We start from the raw sequence: 24922 nt of genomic DNA on the forward strand, positions 1-24922 counted from the left end.
CCCATGCACGACATTCGAACCATTCGCGAAAACCCCGAAGGATTTGACGAAGCGCTCGCCCGGCGCGGCGCAGAACCAATCGCCGCCCGGCTGGTCGCGCTCGACGAACGCCGCCGCGCGATCGTGACCGAGCTTCAGACAGGGCAAGCGCGACGCAACGAAGCGTCGAAAGCCATCGGCGCCGCCAAGGCGCAAAAGGACGAGGAGAAGGCGCAATCGCTGATGGCGGAAGTCGGCGCGCTGAAGGAACGCCTCCCCCGGCTGGAGGCCGAGGAGCGGGAGGTCAGCGAAGCGCTCGAAGCCGCGCTCGACGCGCTCCCCAACCTTCCCTATGCCGATGTGCCCGATGGAAGCGATGAGGCGGAGAACGAGCTTGTCGCGACCCATGGCGAAAAGCCAGCGTTCGATTTTGCAGTGAAGGAACACGACGCCATCGGCCCGGCGCTCGGCATGGATTTCGAAACCGGGGTGGCGATTGCCGGTGCGCGGTTCACCCTGCTCCGGGGGGGCGTGGCAAAGCTGCACCGCGCGCTCGGCCAGTTCATGCTCGATACACTTGCCGACGAACACGGTTATGAACAGGTCGTGCCCCCGCTCCTCGTGCGCGACGAGGCGGTGTTCGGCACCGGCCAGCTTCCCAAATTCGCCGAGGACCTGTTCCGCACGACCGACGGCCGCTGGCTCATTCCCACCGCTGAGGTCAGCCTGACCAATATCGTGCGCGACCAGATTTTGTCGGCGCAGGCGCTGCCGCTGCGCTTCTGCGCGCTTACGCCATGTTTCCGGTCCGAGGCGGGCGCTGCCGGACGCGACACGCGCGGTCTTATCCGCCAGCACCAGTTCGAAAAGGTCGAGATGGTGTCGATCACCACCCCCGATCAGTCCGAGGAAGAGCATGAACGCATGACGGGGTGTGCCGAAGGGATGCTGATCAAAATCGGCCTCGCCTTTCGCCGGATGAAGCTGTGCACCGGCGATATGGGATTCACCGCCGCGCGCACCTATGACCTCGAAGTCTGGCTGCCGGGGCAGGATCGCTATCGTGAGATTTCGAGCTGCTCGACCTGCACCGATTTCCAGGCACGCCGGATGAATGCCCGTTTCCGCGCCGAGGGCGAAAAGCAGAGCCGCTTCGTCCACACGCTCAACGGATCGGGTCTCGCGGTCGGGCGAACGCTTGTCGCGATCGTCGAAAATTATCAGCAGGCGGACGGGTCGGTTGCCGTCCCCGAAGTGCTGCGGCCCTATCTCGGCGGGATCGATCGCCTGACGCCCGCCCCCTGAACCGGAACGCCACGGCCTGACCAATCCATGCCGAACCCCCGCACGCCCGCCACGCTGAAGCGCAGATCGTCAATGCCGGTGTGGCTGTCGATCGGATGGCGCGTACTCGGCGTGCTTGCGCTGCTGGGCCTGGCCGTCGCGGTCCACTGGTTCGATCGCGAAGGCCTGCGCGATTCCTATGATGGCGAGGTAAGTTTCCTCGACGTCATCTATTTCACGATGATATCGATCACCACGACCGGCTATGGCGACATCGCACCGGTTACAGAGCGGGCGCGCATGTTCGATGCGCTGGTGGTGACGCCGATCCGCGTGTTCGCGGTGCTGCTGTTTCTGGGCAGCGCGTATAATTTCGTTCTCAAGCGCACATGGGAGAGATGGCGCATGTCGCTGATCCAGCGGAACCTGAACGGGCATGTCGTGGTCGCCGGGTTCGGAACTACGGGCTCTGAAGCGGTCGATGAATTGATCGCGCGCGGCACCGATCCGCGTCAGATCGTGGTCATCGAATGCGATACCGACGCCGCCGCCCGCGCCGAAGCGCTCGGCTGCAACGTGCTTCAGGGCGATGCCACCCGCGATGCGACGCTGGAAGACCTGAAACTTTCGCGCGCGCGTTCGATGATCGTCGCGGCGGGACGCGACGATACCTCGATCCTGATAACGCTCACCGCCCGCCATCTTGCTCCGGATTTGCCGGTAAGCGTTATCGTGAAAGCGGAGGATAACGAACTTCCCGCGCGTCAGGCGGGGGCTTCCACGGTCATCAACCCGGTCAGCTTCGCAGGGTTGTTGCTCGCCGGCTCTTCCGGCAGCCGCCATATCGCGGACTATATCACCGATCTCGCCTCGGTCCGCGGCAGCGTCGCGATGAACGAGCGCGCTGCAGCGCCGGAAGAAATCGGCAAACCGCTGTCCGCCATCTCGACGGGCCTTGGCATGCGTATCTATCGCGATGGCAAACCCTATGGGTTCACTGACCCCGAATGCACCGCGCTTCAGGCGGGCGATCTGATCGTGGAAGTAGTCCGGCGCAGGCCCGACTGAATCGTCCGGGCGCTTTTCCAAGCCCACTGGATTTTTCCGCCAAATTCGCTACATCGCGCGCCAATCATGGCAACCAAACTTCCCGAGGCCCCCAAGGTGGGGATGGTTTCGCTCGGCTGTCCCAAGAATCTGGTCGACAGCGAACGGATCCTGACAAAGCTGCGCTCCGACGGCTATCAGCTGTCGGGCGACTATGCCGGTGCGGACGTCGTCCTCGTCAACACCTGCGGCTTTCTCGATTCGGCGAAGGAAGAGAGCCTTGAGGCGATCGGCGAGGCCATCTCCGAAAACGGCCGCGTGATCGTAACCGGGTGCATGGGCAAGGAAGCGGAGGTAATTCGCGACCGCTTCCCGCAAGTGCTCGCGGTCACCGGCGCGCATCAATATGAAGAGGTGGTCGGCGCCGTCCACACCGCAGCGCCGATGCCGCCCAGCGCCTATCTGAACCTTGTGCCCGACAGCGGGCTGAAGCTCACGCCGCGCCATTACAGCTATCTGAAGATTTCGGAAGGCTGCAACCATCGCTGCGCCTTTTGCATCATCCCGGCGCTTCGCGGCGATCTGGTCAGCCGCCGCCCCGATGCAATCCTGCGCGAAGCCGAAAAGCTGGTCGCTGCGGGCACCAAGGAATTGCTGGTCATCAGCCAGGATACCAGCGCGTACGGCATCGACATCCGCAAGGAGCCGCGCCAGTGGAAGGGCAGCGAAGTCGTCCCCCACATGACCGACCTCGCCCGCGAACTGGGCAAGATCGCGCCATGGGTGCGCCTTCACTATGTTTATCCCTATCCGCATGTCGACAGCGTCATTCCGCTGATGGCCGAAGGGCTGGTGCTCCCCTATCTCGACATCCCCTTCCAGCATGCCGCGCGCGATGTGCTAAAGGCGATGAAGCGCCCCGCCAATGAGGCAAAGGTGCTCGGTCGGCTGAAACAATGGCGCGAAATCTGCCCCGACATCGCGATCCGATCGACCTTCGTCGTCGGCTTCCCCGGTGAGACGGAGGAGGATTTCCAATATCTGATGGACTGGCTCGACGAAGCGCAGCTCGACCGTGTCGGCGCTTTCCGCTTCGAACCCGTCGAAGGCGCGGTCGCCAACGATCTTCCCGGCGCAGTGCCGGAGGAAGTGAAGGAAGAACGCTACGCCCGGCTGATGGAAAAAACTGCCGCCATCTCTGCCGCCAAACTACAGGCAAAGATCGGCCGCACGCTCGACGTCATTATCGATGCGGTCGATGCCGAAACCGGCGGCGCATCGGGCCGCAGTCAGGCCGACGCCCCCGAAATCGACGGCGAAGTCCATCTGCGTGATGCAGGGCACCTCAGCGAAGGTCACATCGTCGCAGTCGAGATCGAGGACGCCGACGACCACGACCTGTTCGGCGCACCGGTCGCGCAATAGCCCCCCTTTGTCATCGCGAGGAGCGAAGCGACGCGGCGATCCAACAACCGTCGGTTTATAACGCGAAATCTGGTTTGCCGCGCAGCCACGCCGCCCGCGATGACGATTTTCAACCGTTAGTGCTGAGCTGTCGAAGCACCGCCTTTCTCGGTGCCAAGAAAGAGTCACATTTCGACTGGTCCGGTGCGAACGGGGTGTGTTGACGGGGAGGCCCATGGCATAGCCCATGCCATGAACCAGCGCCCCACAATCCTCTTCGTCTGCCTCGGCAATATTTGTCGCTCTCCAATGGCGGAGGGCGCGCTTCGGGCGCGCGCGCAAGCCGCGGGGCTCGACCTTATCGTCGATTCGGCGGGTACCGGCGGCTGGCATGTCGGCGAACCTCCGGACGAGCGCGCACAGGCCGAGACGCTGAACCACGGCGTCGACATCTCCACCCTTCGCGGGCGTCAGGTAGCGCCTGTCGACTTCGCCCGCTTCACCCATATCTTCGCGCTCGACGACGAAAACCTCGCAAATCTGCGCCGCTTCGCACCTGAAACGCACGATGCGCATCTCGGACTCCTGCTCGACATGGTGCCGGGGCTAGAGGGACAGCCGGTCGCCGATCCCTATTATGGCGGTGCGGACGGCTTTGCACGCACCTGGCAACAGGTCGATGCGGCGGCGGCCGCGCTGGTGGAACGCTTTACCGGTTGAAGCCCACGCGCAAATCGGCAGGGTATGGAGTCATGAGCAAACCCCTCCCCTTCGCGCGCCGCACCGCGCGCATCGCCGCCACGCTGCTGGCCTTCACTCCCCTTCCCGTGCTGGCGCAGGCGCTCACCGCCGATCAGCAGACGAAAGTGGACAAGATCGTTTCAGACGCGCTCGCATCCAGCGAAGTGCCGTCCGCATCGATCGCCGTCGTGCGGGGCGGCAAGATCGTCTACGCCAAAGCCTATGGCAATCAGGGGCCGAACGTCAAAAAGACGACTCCCGATGCGCGCTACCAGATCGCGTCAATCTCCAAACAGTTCACCGCCGCCGCGATGCTGATGCTGGAGGATCAGGGCAAGCTCAGCCTGGATGACAAGGTATCGAAATATTTTCCCGACATCACCGACGCCGACAAGATCACGATCCGCCAGCTTTTAAGCCACACCTCGGGCATCCAGGATTATTGGCCGCAGGATTACAGCCCCGAACAGATGAGTCATGACACCACGCCGCAGAAAATCCTCGACCAATGGGCGAAAAAACCGCTCGATTTCGCGCCGGGTAGCCAATGGCAATATTCGAACACCGGCTATGTCGTTGCGGGGCTGATCATCGAAAAGGTGTCGGGCGAGGACCTGCTGACCTTTCTGCGCAAGAACATCTTTCAGCCGCTCGACATGCACCCGGTCAATCAGGACACAGCATACGGCCCCGGCTTTCCCACCGGCTATCACCGCTATGCGCTGGGGCCGGTCCGCGCCGAAGACGCACCGGGCAAAAACTGGCTGTGGGCGGCGGGTGAATTGTCGATGACCGCCAGCGACCTTGCCCGGTGGGACATTGCGCGCATCAACCGTGCGGTGCTGCCCGCTTCCGACTGGGAGGAGCAGGAAAAAGTCGTTCGCCTGACCGACGGCAGCCCGACCGGTTATGGCCTTGGCGTTTCGATCGGCGAACGCAATGGCCACAAGGTCGTCAGCCATGGCGGCGAAGCAGTCGGCTTCCTGTCGAGCAATACCGTCATCCCCGATCAGGGATTTGCCGTGGTGGCGCTCGACAATGCCGATTTCGGCCGCGCGACCGGCACGATCACCGACGGCATCATGGACCTGCTGCTCCCCGGCGACAGCAATGCGGCGGTCGAGGGCCACCGGCTCGATCTCGCCAAAAAGCTCTATGCGGACCTGCAATCGGGCAGCATCGACCGCACGATGCTGACAAAAGACGCCGATTATTATTTCACCGATCAGGCGGTGGGCGATTATGCTTCCAGCCTGGCCCCGCTCGGCAAGCCCGAAAGTTTCGAAGCGCGCGGCGGCCCGAAACTTCGCGGCGGCTATGTGAACCGCAATTACGTCATCACCTATCCCGACAAGGAACTGTTGCTGGTCACCTATGCGGAGCCGGGCAGCGAGGGCAAATTCGAACAATATCTCGTGATGCCGGCGGGATAACACCCTCCCCGCACGCATGAAAAAGCCCGGTGCCGTGGTCTTGCGGCACCGGGCTTTTTTTATTTCTTTTACTGTCCGTCAGCCGGGAAGCGCATAGGCGACCAGCGCATCGCTGACCGGTGTTTTCATGAAGTGATGTCCGCCCGCCATGATGACCAGATATTGCTTGCCGCCGACCTGATACGTCATCGGCGTCGCCTGTCCGCCGCCGGGCAGCACGTCCTTCCACAATATCTTGCCCGTGCGCATGTCGATCGCGCGGATCAGATTGTCGGTCGTTGCCGCGACGAACGCCACGCCGCCTGCCGTCACCACCGTGCCGCCATTGTTCGGCGTCCCGATAGTGATCGGCAGGTGCGAGGGGATGCCGAACGGACCATTATTGCGCGCTTCGCCCAGCGGATGGTCCCAGATCGTCTTGCCCGTGCGCATATCGATCGCGCGGATCCCGCCATAGGGCGGTTCCTTGCAAAGCAGTCCGGTCGGCATCTGCCAGCCCGCATTCACATCGATCGCGTACGGCGTATTGACCTGCGGCCCCGCCTCGCCCGCACCGCCTTTGCTCGGCCCGGAACCATGCGGTTTCAGGCCCAGCTTGTCGGCCTGCTCGCGAGTCAGCAGCCTATCGTAATTGGGCATGTCATTGTAATTGGCGATAATGACACCGCGCATCGGATCGACCGCGATCCCGCCCCAATCGGTACCGCCATTATAGCCGGGATATTCGATGAAATGCTTGTCCACGGTCGGCGGGGTCAGATACCCCTTGTAACTCGCCCGCTTGAAATTGATGCGGCACACCATCTGATCGATCGGTGACATGCCCCACATGTTCTTTTCGATAAGCGGCGCCTTGCGCAGCGTGTGCCACCCCGAAACCGGCTGCACCGTGGCGCGTTCGGCCGGTTCAACGCCGCCGCTCGGCGCATGATATTCGGCGACCGGGGTCAGGGGGCGACCATTGCGGCGGTCGAGAACGTATATATCGCCTTGTTTTGAAGGCAATATGATCGCCGGAACCGAACCTTGCCCCGACGATCCCACCGGCCAGTCGACCAGCGTTCCCTGCGCGCCCAGATCATAGTCCCAGACATCCTTCTTCACCGTCTGGAACGTCCATTTGGGCTTGCCCGTCTTCACGTCGATCGCGACGAGAGCGGAAGAAAACTGGGTCATCGGTTTGGTGCGATAGCCGCTGACATAATCGACGCCAGCGTTCCCCATCGGCACATAGACAAGGCCAAGCTGATTATCGCCTGAAAATGTGGTCCAGCTATTAGGCGAGCCACGCGTCCATGTCTGGCCATCGGGCGGATAGCCGGTCCAGTCCGGATGGGTCATGTCCCATGCCCAGTCCAGCTTTCCGGTCACCGCGTCGAACCCCTGAATCACGCCGGAGGGCGCTTTGGCATTCTGCCCGTCCAGCACTTCATGCCCGGTGACGACCACGCCGTCGACGATCGTCGGCACCGCCGAAATCGCCACCATGCCGGGGATCACCGCACCCATGCCCTTTTTGATATCGACCGATCCATTATTGCCGAAATCCTGACACGGCCTGCCGGTGCGGGTATCGACGGCGATCAACCGGCCATCCAGCGTGCCTTCGATCACCCGCTCGGCACAGGCATCGCCTGCCTGAGCCTGAGGGTTACGGTAATAGGCAACGCCGCGGCAGGCGGCGGTATAGGGAATCCAGTCCTTGCCCACCTTGGGGTCATAGGTCCAAACGGTCTTGCCCGACGCCGCATCGAGCGCGAGCATCTTGTTCGTCGCCGAACATAGATACAGCCGGTTGCCGATCTTCAGCGGCGTGGTTTCCGCGCCGTACTTGTTGTCGCCCATATCGTCCGGCAGGTCGCCGGTATGCGCGACCCATGCGCGCTTCAGCTTGCCCACATTCGCGGCGTTGATCTGGGTCAGCCGGGAATAGCGCCGCGCTGCGTTGGTGCCGCCATAAGCAGGCCAGTCCGATCCGATCTGCATCGCGGAGGGATCGCGCATTCCCTGTCCCTGCGGCGCTGGCATGGCCGCCAGAACGCCGTTGCCGCCGCTCATGCCCAGGATTGTGAATTCACCCGCCATGAAGATCAGCACGATGGCAACGCCGATACCGGCGCGCTTCCACCGGCCCGGTCGCGTGGTCAGCGTGGCCATGGCGAGGACCACCGCGACCGAAAGGATCAGCGGGGCGACATCGCGGGGGACGTGCGCCCATGCATCCATGCCCACTTCCCAGAACGACCAGAGGATGGTGAGCGCCACCACGCCGAGGTACAGCCAGCCACCGATCATCCGGCCCCGGACCAGCCAGAAGCCGGCGACCAGCATCGCAATGCCGGTGAGGACATAATATAGCGATCCGCCAAGCACGGCGAGCCACGCGCCGCCAATGCCAAGCACCAGTCCGATCAGTGCGACAATCACACCGACAATCCAGCCTGCAATGCTGGGATTTCCCCTTGCGGTCAGGGCGGAATTGGTCACAGGCGACTCCGGATTTTCTGAACGGTTCCGGTCAGGATTGGCCGGGCCCCAAGTCCCGACGAACCGTTATCTCGCCGGGATGTTCCGTTATCGCGAAATTTCTGTACGCGCTCTATCCTGAAGGCAGGTGGATCCATAGATTGGTCTAATGACCGATCTTTCCTCTCTTCTCCAGCCCGACCGCGGACAACCCGCGCATGCCATCCACCTTGTCGACAAGGAGACGTTCGACAGCTGGCTGGGTATTCAGCCACAGCGGCATCGCACCGCGGTGGCGGCGCAAAAATTGCGTCCGTCAATCAACGCGAGTGCGATCCTGCCCGGCGAGCGCCCGGACGAATGGTCGGTGGTCACAGTGGTCGCCGATGCGAAGGCGCTCACCCCCTGGTGCCTCGCGAAATGCGCCGAAACCCTGCCTGAAGGACAGTATCGGGTGGAGGGGCAAGAGCCAGGTCCGGCCATGTTGGGCTGGCTCACCGGCCAGTACCGTTTTGAACGTTATCGCAAGGACGAGGGAAAAACCGGGCCGCGAATCCTGCTGACCGGCGAACCGGCACGGATCGAGGAAACCGTTCGGCTGGCGCAGGCGACCGCGACGGTGCGCGACCTCGTCAACACACCCGCTGGCGACCTTGGCCCTGCCGATCTTGAAACACGGATCAAGGCGCTGTCGATCGAACATGGCGCCACGCTTTTCGTCACTGCCGGAGAGGACCTTGCGAAGGGCTATCCGATGATTCAGGCGGTCGGTCAGGCAGCGGGCGAAGGACGCGAACCGCGGCTGATCGAACTCGAATGGGGCGATGCCGCGCACCCGCGCATCGCGATCGTGGGCAAGGGTGTGTGCTTCGACACCGGCGGGCTGAATATAAAGCCCGGTTCTGGCATGAAATTGATGAAAAAGGATATGGGCGGCGCAGCGCACGCCATCGCGCTTGCCGACCTCATCATGGCGGCAAAGCTGCCGGTGCGACTACATCTGCTGGTTCCGGCGGTCGAAAATTCGGTGTCCAGTGATTCCTTCCGTCCCGGTGACGTACTGCGCACCCGCAAGGGGCTGACGGTTGAAAATACCAATACCGATGCGGAGGGGCGGCTGATTCTCGGTGACGCGCTTACCCGCGCCGGGGAGGCAACGCCCGAACTGATCGTCGATTTCGCAACGCTCACCGGCGCCGCGCGTGTGGCGCTCGGCCCCGATCTTCCCGCCACCTTCGTAAACGACGATACGCTTGCTGAGGCATTGCTGCGTGCGGCCGATGCGCAAAGCGACCCGCTATGGCGAATGCCGCTATGGGATGGATATGACGAGATGCTGAAAAGCGATATCGCCGATCTGGTCAACGCGCCCGAAGGCGGCTTTGCGGGCGCGGTTACCGCTGCGCTGTTCCTCCGTCGATTCGTGCCCGAAAACACGCCTTGGGCGCATCTCGATGTTTTTGCATGGCGGCCCGGCGCGAAGCCCGGCAGGCCCAAGGGCGGTGACGCCTATGGCCTGCGCGCGGCATATGCCATGTTAAAGGAACGATATCCGGTCTGATCGTAAAGGCGTCGCGGCCACGCGAGGGTCTCATCCGAGCTTCGACGCCGCCTCGATAATCGGCACGAACTTATCGGCCGTCAGGCTGGCCCCGCCGACCAGCGCCCCGTCGACATCGTCCATCGACAAGATATCGCCCGCATTGGCGCCGGTCACCGACCCGCCGTACAGGATGCGGATGGCATCCGCCTGCTCGCCGATCATCCGGCGCAGCTTGGCCCGCGCGATCGCATGCATCGCGGCGATATCCTCCGGCTGCGGCGTGCGTCCGGTGCCGATTGCCCAGCGCGGTTCATAGGCGAGCGTGAACCAGCCCGCCTGCGCCAGATCGGGCACCGATTTTTCGATCTGCGCCTGCACCACCCGTTCGGCGCGGCCGGCATCGTGCTCCGCCTCCGTCTCCCCGACGCACAGGATCACGTCCAGCCCGGCCTCATGCGCGGCGACCGCCTTCGCCCATGCGTCATGGCTCGTTTCGTGCTGATCGGCACGCCGTTCGGAATGGCCGACCAGCGTAAGGCGCGCGCCGGCTTCGCGCACCATCGCGGCGGAGATGCAGCCGGTATGCGCGCCTTTTTGGGCCGCGTGCACATCCTGCGCTCCGATCGGCATATGTCCCGCCACCGTCGCCGCGCGTTCGATCAGCGTGAAGGGAACGCACAGCGCGGTATCGATGCCCGGCGCATCGGCGGCGGCTTTCGCGATCGCACCGATTTCGGGAAGCTGATCGTGCAACCCGTGCATTTTCCAGTTTCCGACGACGAACTTCCGGCGCGCCATATATTTGCTCTCCCCGCTATGATGGCCCTACCCCTAACGCCGGGTGCGCGCGGCACAAGCTTGAAGGCGGACGCCCACCGCCCTAAAGCGGCGCTTCGATCCGGATTCCTTTCATCAAAGGCACTTCATGCTCAGTTTCCTTCGTCGCCTCACCCATTCAAAAGTGGGCGTGATCGTCACGATGACCGGCCTGGTGGTGATCGCGCTCGCCTTCGGGCTCACCAGCATCGGTTCGTCGATGACCGGCGGCGCGCCCGCCGCCGACACGGTGGCGAAAGTAGGCGGCGAAGCAGTAACGACCAACGAGTTCCGCGAACGTATTCAACAGGCCGTCGATAGCGCCCGCCAGCGCAATCCCGACATCACCATGGCGCAGTTCATTGCACAGGGCGGCGTCGATCAGGTGCTGGGTCAGGTGGTTAACAGCATCGCGCTCGATAAATTCGGCCATGATTCCGGCATGGTCGTTTCGCAGAAGGTCGTGGATGGCGAAATCGCCAGCATCCCCGCGTTTCAGGGCATTGACGGCAAGTTCAGCCAGGAACAGTTCGACCAGCTTCTGAAAGCGCGCGGTATCACTGCCGATCAGGTGCGCGGCGACATTCGCCGCGAACTGATGGCCCAATGGCTGATGGCCCCCACCGCCGGGGCGCGGCAATTTCCCAAACAAATTGCGCTGCCATACGCCGCGCTGCTGCTGGAAGAACGGCACGGCACGATCGGCCTGATCCCCACCGCCGCGCTTGCGCAGGGCGATAAGCCCGACGACAAGCAGATTCAGGCGTATTACAAACAGAACATCGCTGATTATACGATCCCGCAGCGCCGGGTGATCCGATATGCGATCGTCACGCCCGACAGCGTTGCCGGCCAGGCGCAGCCAAGCGATGTGGAAATTGCGCAGGCATACAAGGCGGCCGGAGCGCGCTTTCAGGCAACGCAGAAACGCACTGTGCAGGCAGTGGTGGTTTCCGACCAGAAACAGGCGCAGCAGGTCGCCCAGAAGATCGCGTCGGGCACATCGGTCGACGCGGCAGCCAAGGCGATCGGGCTGGAAGCGAGCCATTTCGACACCGCCACGCAGGCCGACCTTGCCAAGCAGAGTTCGGACGAGCTTGCCGCCGCTGCGTTCAAGGCAAAGGAAGGCGGCGCGATCGGACCGGTCAAGGCGGCGCTGGGCTGGTATGTGGGCAAGGTCACCGGCGTAGTGAACGTGCCGGGCAAATCGCTTGCCGAAGCGCGGCCGGAACTCACCGGCGAACTGAAGCAGCAAAAGGTGCAGCAGGCGCTGGCCGACCTTCAGGACAAGATCAACGACGGTATTCTTGACGGTTCGACCTTTGATGAACTCGTCAAGGACAATGGTGCGCTCAAAGCGGCGAAAACGCCGCCGGTGCTTGCCAACGGCACCAACCCCGAAAATCCGGATCAGGCGCCCGCCCCCCAGCTGTCGCACGTCATCGAAGCGGGCTTCGCCGCGCAACAGGGCGATTCGCCGCAACTCGTTCAGGTGGGCGATGATGGCGGCTTCGCGCTCGTGGCGCTGGGCAATGTCGTTCAAAAACAGGCAAAGCCGCTCAACGCCATCAAACAGCAGGTCGAAAGCGACCTGATCGCACATCGCGCTTCCGAAAAGGCGCGCAAGCTCGCTGCCGATGCGGTGGCCAAGATCAAGAAGGGGACATCGGTCGCGCAGGCCGTTCGCGATAGCGGCGTCGCCGCGCCCCCGCCGCAAAAGGTGGATCTTGCCCGCGGCGATCTCGCCCGCCAACAGGGCAAGGTGCCCCCGCCCGTGGTGATGCTGTTTTCGATGACCGAAGGCGATGCCAAGCTGATTCAGGCGCCGGACAATCAGGGGTATTTCGTCGTGAAGCTCGACAAGATCGACCGCAAGGACGCATCGGACAACAAGGATCTGGTCAACGGCACGCAGCAGGGACTGGGAACGATTATCGGCAACGAACTTGCCGATCAGTTCGCCCGCGCGGTCCGGCGCGATGTCGGCGTGAAGCAGAACCCGCAGGCGGTTGCCAAGATCAGCACCGAACTGGGCGGCAACGCATCGGCGGCGGACTGACCGGCGGTGGTGAACGGACGCGATGATGCGATTGCCCGCCTGAAATCGGGCAAACCGGCGCTCCTCTGGCAGCGGCGCATCGCCGACACCGAAACCCCGGTTGCCGCCGCGCTGCGTCTGATGGAACCGGACCGCGGCGATTTCCTGCTCGAATCGGTTGAAGGCGGGTCGGTGCGCGGCCGCCACAGCCTGCTTGGCCTTGCCCCCGATCTCATCTTTCGCGCGCAAGGCGGCAGTGCGCAGATCAACCGACGATGGCTGATCGATCGCGATGCCTTCACCGCATGCGAAAAGCCTACGCTTGCCGCGCTGCGCGACCTTGTCATATCCTGCCGCGCCGACGTGCCCGATGGCTTGCCGCGTGCCCTTGCGCTACTGGTTGGTTATTTCGGATATGAAACGATCGGACTGATCGAGAAGCTGGCGATACCGGCCAGCGACCCGCTTGGCCTGCCCGACATATTGTTCGTTCGTCCGACAGTATTACTGGTGTTCGATCGCCTCGCCGATGCGCTGTATCTGGTCGCGCCCGCCTGGCCCGATGGCGACCGGGCGGCGGAAGCGATCGCGGATGAAGCGGCCGGGCGACTCGAAGCGACTGCGGCGCGGCTCGCCACGACGAAGCTTCCGCCTGCACCACGCGCTGATGTGCCCGAACCGGCGCTGCGGCCGCAACTCGCCGACGGACGCTATGGCGAAATGGTGGCGGCGGCGAAGGATTATATTGCTGCGGGCGATATCTTTCAGGTGGTTCTCGCGCAGCGGTTTACCGCGCCCTTCCCGCTTCCTCCGTTCGAACTGTACCGCGCGCTTCGCCGGATCAATCCCTCGCCGTTTCTCTATCATCTCGACCTGCCGGGATTTTCGCTCACCGGGTCCAGCCCCGAAATTCTGGTCCGCGCGCGCGACGGCGAAATCACCATCCGGCCGATCGCGGGCACCCGCCCGCGCGGGCGAACCGCGGCCGAAGACGAAGCGAACCGCGCCAGCCTGCTCGCCGATCCGAAGGAGCGCGCCGAACATCTGATGCTGCTCGATCTGGGCCGCAACGATACCGGACGCGTGGCGCAGTCAGGCAGCGTGCGCGTAACCGAAAGCTATACGGTCGAATTTTATAGCCATGTGATGCACATCGTGTCGAATGTGGTCGGCACGCTGCGCAACGATCGCGATTCGCTTGATGCGCTTTACGCAGGCTTTCCCGCAGGCACCGTCAGCGGCGCGCCGAAGGTGCGCGCGTGTCAGATCATCGCCGAACTGGAGCCCGAAAAACGCGGCGCTTATGCAGGCGCTGTGGGATATTTTTCTCCCGATGGCTCGATGGATTCTTGCATCGTGCTGCGAACCGCGATCGTGAAGGACGGCGTGATGCATGTTCAGGCAGGCGCCGGTATCGTCGCCGATTCGGACCCGGCCAATGAACAGCGCGAATGCGAGGCAAAGGCCGGTGCCCTGCTGGCCGCGGCGCGCGAAGCGGTTCGCCGAGCGGGCGAAGGCGATTACGGCCAGTAACGCGGATCAGCGGCCCGCATTCTCCGAATCCTCGATTTCCTTGCGCGCCGCGCGCCACTCGCTCAGCATCTGGGCGGTGCATCCGGTCTGACCGTCTGTCCCCACTGCCGAACAGCTGTTGGGAATATTATGCCGCCCCGCCTCTTCGGTCATCGCGGCGCGGTTTGCCCAGCTCTGGTGCGGGACATCGGGCGGCGTGCCGCGCAACTGCTTGGGGATACGATACGGCGAATCACCCATGTTCGAACAAACGACGATTTCGTCCTTGTCCTTGGGCTGCGGGCATTTTTCATCGCCGTACAGGGTGATGCTGCGAATCGTGTGCGGCGGTTCCGACTTTTCCTGCGCCATTGCATGGCCTGGCAGCGCAACCGCCATACCCAGTAAAAACAGCATCCGCTGCATCGCATTTCCTTTTCCGTTCGCGGCTAACCAGCCTGTGCCCGTCGAAAACTGAACGGCCGATGTCCGCAAATGCTCCATCGCCGGGGCTTGCACTGGAACAAGGCAGCGTTATGGCACCGGTCATGATCCTGGTCGTCGACAATTACGACAGCTTCACTTGGAACCTGGTCCATTATCTGATGGAATTGGGGGCGCAGGTCCGCGTCGAACGCAACGATGCGCTTACCGCGGCCGAAGCGCTGGCGAGCGGTGCCGAGGCATTCCTGATTTCGCCCGGCCCGTGCACGCCCAACGAAGCGGGCATCAGCCTAGACCTGGTGGCCGCATGCGCCGATGCTGGCAAGCCGCTGATGGGCGTATGCCTGGGCCACCAGGCGATCGGACAGCATTTCGGCGGACGCGTGGTGCGCGGCGGATTGATGCACGGGAAGACCTGCCCGGTCGACCATGACGGAACCGGCCTGTTCGAAGCACTGCCCAGCCCGTTTACCGCCACCCGCTATCATTCGCTGATCGTTGCCGATACGCCACCCTGCCTGCGCGTCAACGCCACCGCCGCCGATGCCAGCGTGATGGGCTTTCGTCACGAATCGCTCCCCATTCACGGCGTTCAGTTCCACCCCGAAAGCATCGCGACCGAACATGGCCATGCCCTGCTCGCCAATTTTCTGAAGATCGCGGGGATGAAGGCCGACCTTCCGGAATGACCCGCCTGGCCGTCCTTCCCGATGCCTCGACGCCGCTGTCGCACGAAAGCGCAGGCGAGGCATTCGCGGCCATTCTCGACGGAAGTGCCGGGGAAGCCGACATCATCGCGTTTCTTACCACGCTGTCCGAACGCGGTGAAACCGCGATCGAGATTGCCGAGGCTGCACGCGCACTGCGTGACCGGATGATCCCCGTACAGGCACCCGAGGGCGCGATCGACGTGTGCGGCACCGGCGGCGACGGGCATCATACGCTCAATGTCTCAACCGCGGTCAGTCTGGTAGTCGCGGCGTGCGGCGTTCCGGTTGCCAAGCACGGCAACCGCGCCGCTTCCAGCAAATCGGGCGCTGCCGATACCCTTGAAGCGCTTGGCCTCGACCTCGATCGCGCGGCCGCCAATGCGCAGGCGACGCTCGACGAACTCGGCATCGCATTCCTTTTCGCGGTGAATCATCACCCGGCAATGGCCCGCATCGCGCCAATCCGCCGCAAGATCGCGCGCCGAACGATCTTCAACCTGATGGGGCCGCTCGCCAATCCGGCGCGGGTGACGCGTCAGCTTATCGGCATAGCGCGCCCCGATTATGTTCCGGTCTACGCCGCTGCGCTCGCCGCGCTCGGCACCGAAGCATCCGCAGTCGTCGCCGGCGAAGAGGGTCTCGACGAACTTTCCTGCGAAGGGGCGAGCGTCGTCGCCAGCATTGGTCAGGCACGCCTGCCCGACCGTGTAACGCCTGCTAATGCCGGACTTGCCGTGCATCCGCTCACCACCATTCGCGGCGGGGATGCGAAGTACAATGCCGCCGCGCTGCGTGCGCTGCTGAAAGGCGAGTCCGGCCCCTATCGTGACGCGGTGCTGCTCAACGCCGCCGCCGCGCTGATGGTCGCCAACCGTGCGGCATCGCTGACCGAAGGGGCCGGACAAGCTGCCGAGGCGCTCGACAGCGGCCTTGCCGATTCGCTTCTCGACCGCTGGATCGCTCATATATGACCACGATGCTCGACCGGATACTGGAAACCAAGCGCGCTGAGGTCATCGCAGCCAAGGCGCGTACCGGCGATACCAGCTTGCGCGAACGAATCGCGGCGCAAACGGCCCCACGCGGATTTCGCGCCGCGCTCGATGCAAAGGCCGCGACCGGCTATGGCCTGATTGCAGAAGTCAAGAAAGCATCGCCTTCCAAGGGATTGATCCGAAAGAACTTCGATCCCCCAGCCCATGCCCGCGCCTATGCCGCGGGCGGCGCCGCCTGCCTCTCCGTCCTGACCGACGAACGCTGGTTTCAAGGCAGCGCCGAGTATTTAAAGGCAGCGCGTGCCGCGTGTGACATCCCCGTGCTGCGCAAGGATTTCATGGTCGATCCCTGGCAGGTGGCCGAAGCACGCGCGATGGGAGCCGATGCGATCCTTATCATCGTCGCCGCGCTGGACGATGCGCAGATGGCGGAGATCGAAGCCGCCGCGATTGAACATGGCATGGACGCGCTGGTCGAAGTGCACGATGCCGATGAAATGGATCGCGCACTGAGGCTGAAGTCCCGCCTTATCGGCGTGAACAATCGAAATCTCAAAGACTTCTCGGTCGATTTTCAGCACACCTATGAACTGGTGAGCAGCGCGCCGAGCGACTGTACCTTCGTCGCGGAATCGGGCCTGACCACCCGCGCCGACCTGGACGCGATGGCCGAACATGGCGTCCGCTGCTTTCTCATCGGTGAAGCCCTGATGCGACAGGACGACGTGGAAACCGCAACGCGCATCCTGATCGGCTGACCCTGCCGCGCTTACGTCATGCGAAGTCGAAGCGACCGCCCTTTCTTTCTCCTGCCGCCGTGGCCAAATAGCGTGCCTGGACACGCTCAGCACGAACGGATTTTCCGCACTTCATGGCCAATCTCACTCACCTCGATGCCTCCGGCGCCGCGCACATGGTCGATGTCGGAGGTAAGGCGGTTACCACCCGCGAAGCCGTCGCCACCGGCCACATCGCCATGTCAGCACAAGCGCTTTCCGCGATCCGCGACGGTGCCGTGGCGAAGGGCGATGTGTTTGCGGTGGCGCGCATCGCCGGGATTCAGGCGGCGAAGAAGACCAGCGAGCTTATCCCGCTGTGCCACCCGCTGCCGCTCACCCGGATTGCCATCGACCTCGCCTTCACCGAAACCGGGGTAACCGCCACCGCGACCGCCGCCACCGATGGCAAGACCGGCGTGGAGATGGAGGCGCTCACTGCCGTCAACATCACCTTGCTGACCATATACGACATGGCAAAAGCGGTCGATAAGGGCATGATAATCGAAGGCATTCGCCTTCTGTCCAAAAAAGGCGGCAAGTCGGGCGACTGGCAAGCCGCCTGACGCGGCGCGCCACGCCGTTAAAGTCGCATAGCCCTGCCCCAAAGCCTTCGTTACCAGCGCCCCCCTGTCCTATACGCGTTCAATCTGCCAAGCAGCGCGCATGACCACCCCGCTCCTCCCCGTCGCCGAAGCATATGCCCGCCTGCTCGCGCTTGCCGCCCCCGCCGCAATCGAACGGGTCGCGCTGCAGGATGCCGCCGGGCGCTGGGCGGCAGAGGACATTATCGCGCGCCGCACCCAGCCCGAAACCGATCTTTCTGCGATGGACGGTTATGCGATCCGCCATGCCGACCTGCCCGGCCCGTGGCGCGTGGTCGGCGAAAGCGCGGCGGGCCATCCGCATGATACCAAAATCGAAACAGGACAGGCGGTGCGCATTTTCACCGGCGCGGCGCTGCCCCCCGGCACCGACACGGTGATGGTGCAGGAAGAGGCACGTCGCGACGGCGACATGCTCTATCTCGACGGCGAAGGGCCGGGGCATCGGGGGCGGAACGTCCGCCCGCGCGGACTGGATTTTTCGCAAGGCGACCGCCTGATCGCGGCCGGGGAGCGGCTAAGCCCTGCTCGGTTGGCGCTCGCGGCGGTAGGCGGCCATGGCGACCTTCCTGTGCGCCGACCCGCGCGGGTCGCCATCGCCGCCACCGGCGACGAACTGGTGCCGCCGGGCAGTGAGCTTCGCCCCGGCCAGCTTCCCGAATCGAACGGCACGATGCTCGCCGCGTTAATCGCCGATCTGCCGTGCGACGTGATCGACCTCGGCATTCTGCCCGATTCGAGCGCCGACCTTGAACGCGCGTTCGGCGGGGTTGATGCCGACATCCTCGTCACGACGGGCGGCGCGTCGGTCGGCGACCATGATCTCGTCCGCCCCGCGCTGGAGGCGTGCGGCGCGAATATCGATTTCTGGCGCATCGCGCTTCGCCCCGGAAAGCCGATGATGGCGGGGACGATGCGCGACACCGTGGTGCTCGGCCTGCCGGGCAATCCGGTTTCCGCTTTCGTCACCGCCACTTTGTTCCTCCGCCCGCTGATTGCCGCCATCGGCGGCGCGAACGACACCACGCCGCGCACCACCGTCGCTACGCTGGGCGAGGACCTCCCCGCCAATGGCGAACGCACCGATTACATGCGTGCCGCTCGCATCGACGGGGCGGTCCATGCCGCGGCAATTCAGGATTCGTCGATGCAGCGAACGCTAGCGCGCGCCGACTGCCTGATCGTCCGTGCGCCGCATGATCCGCCCCGGGCGAAAGGCGACTCGGTGGAAATCCTTCCCCTCGCTTGACTTGTTCGCGGGCGTTGCCTAGAAGTTCTTCGTCTGTTCCCAACGGAGGGCGCCCATGCTCACGCGCAAACAGCACGAGCTGATCTGTTTCATTGCCGACCGCCTCAACGAAACCGGGGTTTCCCCGTCGTTCGAGGAGATGAAGGAAGCGCTCGACCTGAAGTCGAAATCGGGTGTCCACCGCCTGATCAGTGCGCTTGAAGAGCGCGGTTTTCTGCGCCGTCTGCCCAATCGCGCGCGCGCGCTTGAGGTGTTGAAGATGCCCGAACGTTCGGGCGCCGCACGCACCTCCGCCGCCGTGGTGTCCAAACCGGCCGCCGCTACGCCATCGCTGCCGCAACCGGCCAACGACGTCATCGAAATTCCGCTGCACGGCCGCATCGCCGCCGGGGTTCCGATCGAAGCGCTGGAAGGCGCGCAGATGCTGCCTGTCCCGGCTGCGCTGCTCGGTTCGGGCGAACATTATGCGCTTGAAGTCGCGGGCGATTCGATGGTCGAAGCGGGGATTCTCGACGGCGATTATGCACTCATCCGCCGCACCGACGTTGCACGCGATGGCGAAATCGTGGTCGCGCTGGTCGATGAAAATGAAGCGACACTGAAATATTTCCACCGCGAAGGCGCGATGATCCGGCTCGATCCCGCCAATCGCAGCTATGATCCGCAACGCTATGGCGCCGATCAGGTTCGCATCCAGGGCAAACTGTCGGGGTTGCTGCGCCGCTATTAAGGGTTCGCCTGCGTCCGTTTCGACGGGCGCGGCGGCATCACCGTCGGGGGATTGGCCCATGGATGGTCGCCCGATCCCAGCCGCGTGGTGCGCAGTGACTTGTCGATCAGGCTGATTGCGACGCCGCCGGTCGCCGCAAGCGTTCGCCGATCAAGCATCAGCCAGCGCGGACGGCACCAGCGCGGTAGCCGGCGATCGGAAACCACAATGTCGGAGGCGGCACAGGCGGGCTGCAACGCTTTGCGCGGAACCAGATAATCGCTTCCCGTCGCAAGAATCGTCCAGCTTCTTTCACCCGATTTCTGCCGAAAAGTGCACACGTCCTTGCTGCACCGCGCATCTGGCAGATCGGAAATCGGGGTAAGGTCGCCTTCGAACCCGGCGGTGGCGGCAAAGGCATCGCGAATATAATCGCCCGACCGCTCGCGAAGCAGTGCCATCTCGTCATTGGCGGTCCGAACGGCAAGATGGCTCCCGTCCGCCGAAACCAGCATATCCGGCGCAGGGGTAAGCGCCGCCCATAACGCACCCACCGCCACCGGGGCCACGCCCAGCCAGCGCCAGCGGGTTCGCCAGAGCGCCACCCACAGCCCGCCGCCGACCATTGCGGCAAACGCGCCCGACGGCATCACCGGCATCGCGGCCACCGCACCGGGCGCGCCTGCGGTGGCATGGGCAAGCGCCAGCAACAAATGCAGCGCTTCACCGGTAATCCACCAGAAGGGCGCGCCCAGTCCCACTGTATCAAACAGCAGCGCCAGTGCCTCGGCCGGCATAATGACGAATGTCGTCAGCGGGATAGCGACGATATTGGCCGCCGCGCCGTACAGTCCCGCCTTGTGAAAATGATACAGCGCGATCGGCATCAGCGCGAATTCGACCACCATACCGGTCAGCAGCAGCGACAATAGCCCCCTGGCGAGGCGCGCCGGCCAGCGCTCTTCACGCCGCGCAAACCATCTCTGTACGGCGCGATGTTCGTGCAGCGCCACGATCGCCGTCACCGCGGCAAAGCTCAGTTGAAAGCTGGGCCCGGCAAGCGATTCGGGCAGCGCGATCAACACGACCAGCGCCCCCGCCGCGACAAGACGCAGCGTAATCGCCTCGCGCCCCAACGCCAGCGCCGCCAGCACCAGCAGCGCCGCGATGCACGATCGTATCGTCGGCACCTGCGCCCCCGTCAGCCAGGTATATCCCACCGCCGCCAGCGCACCTGCCGCCGCCGCGACCAGCGGAAGCCGTACACGCAGTGCCAGACCGGGAATCAGCGCCAGCAACCGCAGCACCAATATCATTGTCGCGCCGACCACGGCGGTAACGTGCAGACCACTGATCGACAGGAGATGCGCAAGACCCGACCGACGCATCGCCTCCGCATCGTCATCCCCGATCGCACCGCGATCGCCAGTGGCCAGCGTCGCCGCCACGGCTCCCGCGTCACCCGCCAGCCGCGACCGTATATGTGCGGCCAGCCGGTGACGCAGATCGGCCGAAGGCGCATCGCCCGATTCGATGACCTCAACCGGCGCGAACCCGCGTCCGGTCGCTCCGATACCCTGAAACCACGCGACCCTGGCAAAATCATACGCGCCGGGCAGCGCTGCGGGCGGGGGCGGCATCAGCCATGCACGCATGCGAACCAACGCCCCGCGCGAAAGCGCTTCCGGCACATCCTTTTCGGCCAGATTGACGCGAATGACCGGCGGCATCGCCTGCGGCTCGCTCACCGCGACACGCAGGCGCACCAGCTTGCGCGCAGGCAACGGCTCCATCGCGATCACCTTGCCTGTAAACCGCGCAACGCCGGGATGCGCCAATACCGGCGCTGTGACGCGCTCCGCACGCCACCAGATCATCGCGCAGCCGATCGCGGCGGCGAACCCGGCGATCGCCACAGCGCGCGTCAGTCGCCCTCCGCGTGACGTGGCGATTGCCATCAATGCCAGCGATAGCGTGGCGAGAATGAACGCGCCCCAGCGCGGCGTATCGGGGAGCAGAAACCATGCCGCGATGCCCAGCCCGACCATTACCGGCAACCACAGGGGCAATTGATCGCGTTCAGCGGCAAGCCAGCGCTCGACAGCGCGGCCAAGCGCCCCCATATGGCGTCTACCCGCCATTTGAAGCGGCGTTGGCCCCATGCTAGGGGCAGGCGCGGCTGAACTGGCCATAATTTTTCCAGCTTGGGAGCAAGTGCGCTTGGGCGCAACACCTGATACCGCGAAGGCAAAGCCGGTCGTCACCCGCTTTGCGCCTTCGCCCACCGGATTTCTGCACATCGGCGGTGCGCGCACCGCGTTGTTCAACTGGCTGTTCGCGCGGCGCAACGGCGGTACATTCCTGTTGAGGATCGAAGATACCGATCGGGCGCGTTCCACGCAGCCGGCGATCGACGCGATTCTTGACGGCATGCGCTGGCTCGGCCTCGACTGGGACGGGGATACCGTTTTCCAGGCCGAACGCGCGGCCCGCCATGCCGAAGTGGCATACCAGCTGCTCGAATCGGGCCAGGCGTATAAATGCTATGCCAGTGCCGAGGAGCTTGCCGCGCTGCGCGAGGAGCAGCGCGCGTCGGGCAAGCCGCTTCGCTATGACGGGCGCTGGCGCGACCGCGATCCCGCCGATGCTCCCGCAGGCGCGCCCTTCGTCGTCCGGCTGAAAGCGCCGCGCGAAGGCGCGATGACGATCGACGACCATGTTCAGGGCAGCATCACCGTCCAGAACAGCGAACTGGACGATTTCATCCTGCTGCGCTCGGACGGATCGCCCACCTATATGCTCGCGGTCGTGGTCGACGATCATGATATGGGCGTTACTCACGTCATTCGCGGTGACGATCACCTCAACAACGCCTTCCGTCAGGTGCCGATCATGACGGCAATGGGCTGGGACATTCCCGAATATGCCCATGTCCCGCTGATCCACGGCCCGGACGGCGCGAAAATGTCGAAACGGCACGGTGCGCTGGGCGTCGATGCCTATCGCGACGAAATGGGTATTTTACCCGAAGCGTTGTCCAACTACCTGCTTCGCCTCGGCTGGGGGCATGGCGATGAAGAAATCGTCAGCCGCGAACGCGCAACCGAGCTGTTCGACCTGGCTGGCGTCGGTCGGTCACCAGCTCGGTTCGATTTGAAAAAGCTGCAAAATCTCAACGGTCATTATATTCGGGAAAGCGACGATACCCGGCTGACGGAACTGGTGGCGCCGCGCATCGGTTTCGCAATCGATGACGGGCAACGCGAACTGCTTCACCGTGCCATGCCGGTGCTCAAGCCACGTGCGGCAAATCTGGACGAACTCGCCGATGGCGCGCAGTTCCTGTTCCGCACGCGTCCGCTGGCCATGGACGAAGCAGCGGCAAAACTTCTTGAAGGCGACGCCCGATCGTTGCTGTCGCAGGTTCATGCCGCACTTGACGCGCTCGGAAACTGGGATAGTCAAACGCTCGAAACCGCGGTCCGTAATGTGGCAGAACAGGCCGGCGTGAAACTGGGCGCTGTTGCGCAGCCGCTTCGCGCGGCGCTGACGGGCCGAAAGACCTCCCCGGGGATTTTCGACGTGCTCCTTCTGCTGGGGCGTGAAGAAAGCCTCGGCCGCATTGCCGATCAGGCAGAAGCGGCCGGACAATGACAAAAATGAAAGGATCGATCCGATGACCGACAACGCAAAATTCCAGGTGCCAGGGAAGGACGGCGAATATCCCGTTCTTGAAGGAAGCGTCGGTCCGAAGGTCGTCGACATCCGCAAATTCTATGCCGATACGGGCATGTTCACTTATGATCCCGGCTTCACCTCCACCGCGAGTTGCGATTCGGGGTTGACATATATCGATGGCGGTGAAGGCGTGCTGCTGCACCGCGGCTATCCGATCGGCCAGCTGGCGGAACAGTCGAGCTTCATGGAAGTGGCGTACCTGCTCCTCAATAAGGAGCTGCCCTCGAAAGACGAACTCGACAAGTTCATGTGGACGATCACGCGCCACACCATGGTGCATGAACAGCTCGCCACCTTCTTCCGCGGGTTCCGCCGCGATGCGCACCCGATGGCGATCATGTGCGGCGCGGTGGGCGCGATGTCGGCTTTCTATCACGATTCGACCGACATCACCGATCCGCAACAGCGGATGATCGCCAGCCACCGCCTGATCGCGAAAATGCCGACGATTGCCGCGATGGCGTATAAATATTCGATCGGTCAGCCATTCCTGTATCCGGATAACGACCTGTCCTATACCGGTAATTTCCTGCGCATGACGTTCGGCGTCCCGGCCGAAAAATATGAAGTCGATCCGGTGATCGAAAAGGCGCTGGACCGCATCTTCATCCTGCATGCCGACCATGAACAGAATGCATCGACCTCGACCGTGCGTCTCGCCGGTTCTTCGGGCGCGAACCCCTTTGCCTGCATCGCGGCGGGCATTGCCTGTCTGTGGGGTCCTGCGCATGGCGGGGCGAACGAAGCGGCGCTCAACATGCTGCGCGAAATCGGCACGCCCGAGCGCATTCCCGAATATATCGCGCGCGCCAAGAACAAGGACGATCCGTTCCGCCTGATGGGCTTCGGCCACCGCGTGTACAAGAATTACGATCCGCGCGCGACGGTGATGCAGCAGACGGTGCGTGAGGTGTTCAAGGCGATGGACGTCAAGGACCCGGTGTTCGACGTCGCGCTGCAGCTTGAGGAAATCGCGCTGAACGACGATTATTTCGTCGAAAAGAAGCTGTTCCCCAATGTCGATTTCTATTCGGGTGTCGTTCTGTCGGCGATCGGATTCCCGACCGCGATGTTCACCGCGCTCTTCGCTCTCGCCCGCACCGTGGGCTGGGTCGCGCAGTGGAATGAAATGATTTCCGACCCCGCCCAGAAGATCGGACGTCCGCGTCAGCTTTATACCGGCCCGACGCAGCGTGATTACGTCGCACTCGATAAGCGCTGATTGATCAACCGATGCGCCGCAAGTTCCTGGCGCTTTTCGGCATCCTTTGCACCCTGATGGGCCTGTTATGGGTCCTTCAGGGGCTGGGGCTGGTCCATTGGCCGCGGACGAGCTTTATGATCGCGCAAAGCCAGTGGGCGATCCGTGGCGGATTGTTGATGGCATTGGGACTGGTGCTGGTTCATCGTTCGCGACAGCACCGGGACTGAAT

At 63.6% G+C, this 24922-nt stretch carries 21 protein-coding genes; 17 read left to right on the forward strand and 4 right to left on the reverse strand.

What is annotated here, in order from left to right; all coding sequences use genetic code 11:
• Window positions 1-3: 3 nt before the first annotated feature.
• From serS to KY084_RS00170, 5 genes are all read left to right on the forward strand, one after another.
• Entirely contained in the window at window positions 4-1284 is a 1281-nt protein-coding gene (gene serS, locus KY084_RS00150) for a serine--tRNA ligase (protein WP_219236419.1), read from the forward strand.
• A gap of 27 nt (window positions 1285-1311) precedes the next feature.
• Entirely contained in the window at window positions 1312-2331 is a 1020-nt protein-coding gene (locus tag KY084_RS00155; protein WP_219236420.1) for a potassium channel family protein, read from the forward strand.
• A gap of 66 nt (window positions 2332-2397) precedes the next feature.
• Window positions 2398-3735 (forward strand): 30S ribosomal protein S12 methylthiotransferase RimO, encoded by a 1338-nt coding sequence (rimO, locus tag KY084_RS00160; protein WP_219236421.1) that lies wholly within the window; start codon window positions 2398-2400, stop codon window positions 3733-3735.
• Window positions 3736-3966: 231 nt separating this feature from the next.
• Window positions 3967-4434, forward strand: a complete 468-nt coding sequence (locus tag KY084_RS00165) for a low molecular weight protein-tyrosine-phosphatase (RefSeq protein WP_219236422.1) — start codon at window positions 3967-3969, stop codon at window positions 4432-4434.
• A gap of 32 nt (window positions 4435-4466) precedes the next feature.
• Entirely contained in the window at window positions 4467-5888 is a 1422-nt protein-coding gene (locus KY084_RS00170; protein ID WP_219236423.1) for a serine hydrolase domain-containing protein, read from the forward strand.
• Window positions 5889-5966: 78 nt separating this feature from the next.
• Here the strand turns inward: KY084_RS00170 and KY084_RS00175 are convergent, their stop codons facing one another.
• Window positions 5967-8375, reverse strand: coding sequence for a membrane-bound PQQ-dependent dehydrogenase, glucose/quinate/shikimate family (locus KY084_RS00175; RefSeq protein ID WP_343227916.1), 2409 nt, complete (start codon window positions 8373-8375; stop codon window positions 5967-5969).
• 148 nt (window positions 8376-8523) lie between these two features.
• On the opposite strand from KY084_RS00175, the gene KY084_RS00180 reads away from it, so the two are divergent.
• Complete coding sequence (locus tag KY084_RS00180; protein ID WP_219236424.1) at window positions 8524-9915, forward strand: leucyl aminopeptidase family protein; 1392 nt, start codon at window positions 8524-8526, stop codon at window positions 9913-9915.
• 30 nt (window positions 9916-9945) lie between these two features.
• Here KY084_RS00180 and tpiA read toward each other — a convergent pair whose 3' ends face one another.
• Window positions 9946-10695 (reverse strand): triose-phosphate isomerase, encoded by a 750-nt coding sequence (gene tpiA, locus KY084_RS00185; RefSeq protein ID WP_219236425.1) that lies wholly within the window; start codon window positions 10693-10695, stop codon window positions 9946-9948.
• A gap of 127 nt (window positions 10696-10822) precedes the next feature.
• On the opposite strand from tpiA, the gene KY084_RS00190 reads away from it, so the two are divergent.
• Both KY084_RS00190 and trpE read left to right on the forward strand, forming a co-directional pair.
• A complete protein-coding gene (locus tag KY084_RS00190; RefSeq protein WP_219236426.1) occupies window positions 10823-12772 on the forward strand; it encodes a peptidylprolyl isomerase in 1950 nt (649 codons plus the stop codon).
• 9 nt (window positions 12773-12781) lie between these two features.
• Window positions 12782-14284: an anthranilate synthase component I gene (gene trpE, locus KY084_RS00195; protein WP_343227917.1), complete on the forward strand. Its 1503-nt coding sequence runs from the start codon at window positions 12782-12784 to the stop codon at window positions 14282-14284.
• A gap of 6 nt (window positions 14285-14290) precedes the next feature.
• On the opposite strand, the gene KY084_RS00200 is transcribed toward trpE, so the two are convergent.
• Complete coding sequence (locus KY084_RS00200; RefSeq protein ID WP_246586742.1) at window positions 14291-14689, reverse strand: hypothetical protein; 399 nt, start codon at window positions 14687-14689, stop codon at window positions 14291-14293.
• A 122-nt stretch (window positions 14690-14811) separates the two neighbouring features.
• Between KY084_RS00200 and KY084_RS00205 the strand changes: the two genes are divergently transcribed.
• The 6 genes from KY084_RS00205 to lexA all read left to right on the forward strand — a co-directional run bounded on the left by KY084_RS00205 (window position 14812) and on the right by lexA (window position 19772).
• Window positions 14812-15396: an anthranilate synthase component II gene (locus tag KY084_RS00205; protein WP_219236428.1), complete on the forward strand. Its 585-nt coding sequence runs from the start codon at window positions 14812-14814 to the stop codon at window positions 15394-15396.
• The gene (trpD, locus tag KY084_RS00210) at window positions 15393-16388 is read left to right on the forward strand and encodes an anthranilate phosphoribosyltransferase (protein WP_219236429.1); all 996 of its coding nucleotides are present in this window, start codon (window positions 15393-15395) and stop codon (window positions 16386-16388) included. The genes KY084_RS00205 and trpD overlap by 4 nt, the downstream gene beginning before the upstream one ends.
• The gene (gene trpC, locus KY084_RS00215; protein WP_219236430.1) at window positions 16385-17170 is read left to right on the forward strand and encodes an indole-3-glycerol phosphate synthase TrpC; all 786 of its coding nucleotides are present in this window, start codon (window positions 16385-16387) and stop codon (window positions 17168-17170) included. Before trpD ends, trpC begins: the two co-directional genes overlap by 4 nt.
• Window positions 17171-17283: 113 nt before the next feature.
• On the forward strand, window positions 17284-17754 hold the full coding sequence (gene moaC / locus KY084_RS00220; RefSeq protein ID WP_219236431.1) for a cyclic pyranopterin monophosphate synthase MoaC: 471 nt from the start codon (window positions 17284-17286) through the stop codon (window positions 17752-17754).
• A gap of 100 nt (window positions 17755-17854) precedes the next feature.
• Entirely contained in the window at window positions 17855-19042 is a 1188-nt protein-coding gene (locus KY084_RS00225; RefSeq protein ID WP_219236432.1) for a molybdopterin molybdotransferase MoeA, read from the forward strand.
• A gap of 55 nt (window positions 19043-19097) precedes the next feature.
• Complete coding sequence (gene lexA, locus KY084_RS00230; protein WP_219236433.1) at window positions 19098-19772, forward strand: transcriptional repressor LexA; 675 nt, start codon at window positions 19098-19100, stop codon at window positions 19770-19772.
• Here lexA and KY084_RS00235 read toward each other — a convergent pair.
• Window positions 19769-21892: a ComEC/Rec2 family competence protein gene (locus KY084_RS00235; RefSeq protein ID WP_425516705.1), complete on the reverse strand. Its 2124-nt coding sequence runs from the start codon at window positions 21890-21892 to the stop codon at window positions 19769-19771. The genes lexA and KY084_RS00235 overlap by 4 nt on opposite strands.
• A 19-nt stretch (window positions 21893-21911) precedes the next feature.
• Between KY084_RS00235 and gltX the strand changes: the two genes are divergently transcribed.
• The 3 genes from gltX to KY084_RS00250 are packed head-to-tail and all read left to right on the forward strand — an operon-like array spanning window position 21912 to window position 24920.
• Window positions 21912-23405, forward strand: coding sequence for a glutamate--tRNA ligase (gltX, locus tag KY084_RS00240; RefSeq protein WP_219236434.1), 1494 nt, complete (start codon window positions 21912-21914; stop codon window positions 23403-23405).
• 22 nt (window positions 23406-23427) lie between these two features.
• Window positions 23428-24711: a citrate synthase gene (locus KY084_RS00245; RefSeq protein WP_219236435.1), complete on the forward strand. Its 1284-nt coding sequence runs from the start codon at window positions 23428-23430 to the stop codon at window positions 24709-24711.
• Window positions 24712-24722: 11 nt separating this feature from the next.
• Window positions 24723-24920: a hypothetical protein gene (locus KY084_RS00250; protein WP_219236436.1), complete on the forward strand. Its 198-nt coding sequence runs from the start codon at window positions 24723-24725 to the stop codon at window positions 24918-24920.
• Window positions 24921-24922: the final 2 nt, after the last annotated feature.

This window comes from Stakelama flava (genome assembly GCF_019351405.1).
GTDB classification, from domain to species: Bacteria; Pseudomonadota; Alphaproteobacteria; order Sphingomonadales; family Sphingomonadaceae; genus Sphingomonas; species Sphingomonas flava_A.

What these genes read in the sequence shown, in the direction of transcription:
- serS (WP_219236419.1), top strand. Translation starts at nt 4, where the DNA reads ATGCACGACATTCGAACCATTCGCGAAAACCCCGAAGGATTTGACGAA.
- KY084_RS00155 (WP_219236420.1), top strand. Translation starts at nt 1,312, where the DNA reads ATGCCGAACCCCCGCACGCCCGCCACGCTGAAGCGCAGATCGTCAATG.
- rimO (WP_219236421.1), top strand. Translation starts at nt 2,398, where the DNA reads ATGGCAACCAAACTTCCCGAGGCCCCCAAGGTGGGGATGGTTTCGCTC.
- KY084_RS00165 (WP_219236422.1), top strand. Translation starts at nt 3,967, where the DNA reads ATGAACCAGCGCCCCACAATCCTCTTCGTCTGCCTCGGCAATATTTGT.
- KY084_RS00170 (WP_219236423.1), top strand. Translation starts at nt 4,467, where the DNA reads ATGAGCAAACCCCTCCCCTTCGCGCGCCGCACCGCGCGCATCGCCGCC.
- KY084_RS00180 (WP_219236424.1), top strand. Translation starts at nt 8,524, where the DNA reads ATGACCGATCTTTCCTCTCTTCTCCAGCCCGACCGCGGACAACCCGCG.
- tpiA (WP_219236425.1), bottom strand. Translation starts at nt 10,695, where the DNA reads ATGGCGCGCCGGAAGTTCGTCGTCGGAAACTGGAAAATGCACGGGTTG.
- KY084_RS00190 (WP_219236426.1), top strand. Translation starts at nt 10,823, where the DNA reads ATGCTCAGTTTCCTTCGTCGCCTCACCCATTCAAAAGTGGGCGTGATC.
- KY084_RS00200 (WP_246586742.1), bottom strand. Translation starts at nt 14,689, where the DNA reads ATGCAGCGGATGCTGTTTTTACTGGGTATGGCGGTTGCGCTGCCAGGC.
- KY084_RS00205 (WP_219236428.1), top strand. Translation starts at nt 14,812, where the DNA reads ATGATCCTGGTCGTCGACAATTACGACAGCTTCACTTGGAACCTGGTC.
- trpD (WP_219236429.1), top strand. Translation starts at nt 15,393, where the DNA reads ATGACCCGCCTGGCCGTCCTTCCCGATGCCTCGACGCCGCTGTCGCAC.
- trpC (WP_219236430.1), top strand. Translation starts at nt 16,385, where the DNA reads ATGACCACGATGCTCGACCGGATACTGGAAACCAAGCGCGCTGAGGTC.
- moaC (WP_219236431.1), top strand. Translation starts at nt 17,284, where the DNA reads ATGGCCAATCTCACTCACCTCGATGCCTCCGGCGCCGCGCACATGGTC.
- KY084_RS00225 (WP_219236432.1), top strand. Translation starts at nt 17,855, where the DNA reads ATGACCACCCCGCTCCTCCCCGTCGCCGAAGCATATGCCCGCCTGCTC.
- lexA (WP_219236433.1), top strand. Translation starts at nt 19,098, where the DNA reads ATGCTCACGCGCAAACAGCACGAGCTGATCTGTTTCATTGCCGACCGC.
- KY084_RS00235 (WP_425516705.1), bottom strand. Translation starts at nt 21,892, where the DNA reads ATGGCGGGTAGACGCCATATGGGGGCGCTTGGCCGCGCTGTCGAGCGC.
- gltX (WP_219236434.1), top strand. Translation starts at nt 21,912, where the DNA reads ATGCTAGGGGCAGGCGCGGCTGAACTGGCCATAATTTTTCCAGCTTGG.
- KY084_RS00245 (WP_219236435.1), top strand. Translation starts at nt 23,428, where the DNA reads ATGACCGACAACGCAAAATTCCAGGTGCCAGGGAAGGACGGCGAATAT.
- KY084_RS00250 (WP_219236436.1), top strand. Translation starts at nt 24,723, where the DNA reads ATGCGCCGCAAGTTCCTGGCGCTTTTCGGCATCCTTTGCACCCTGATG.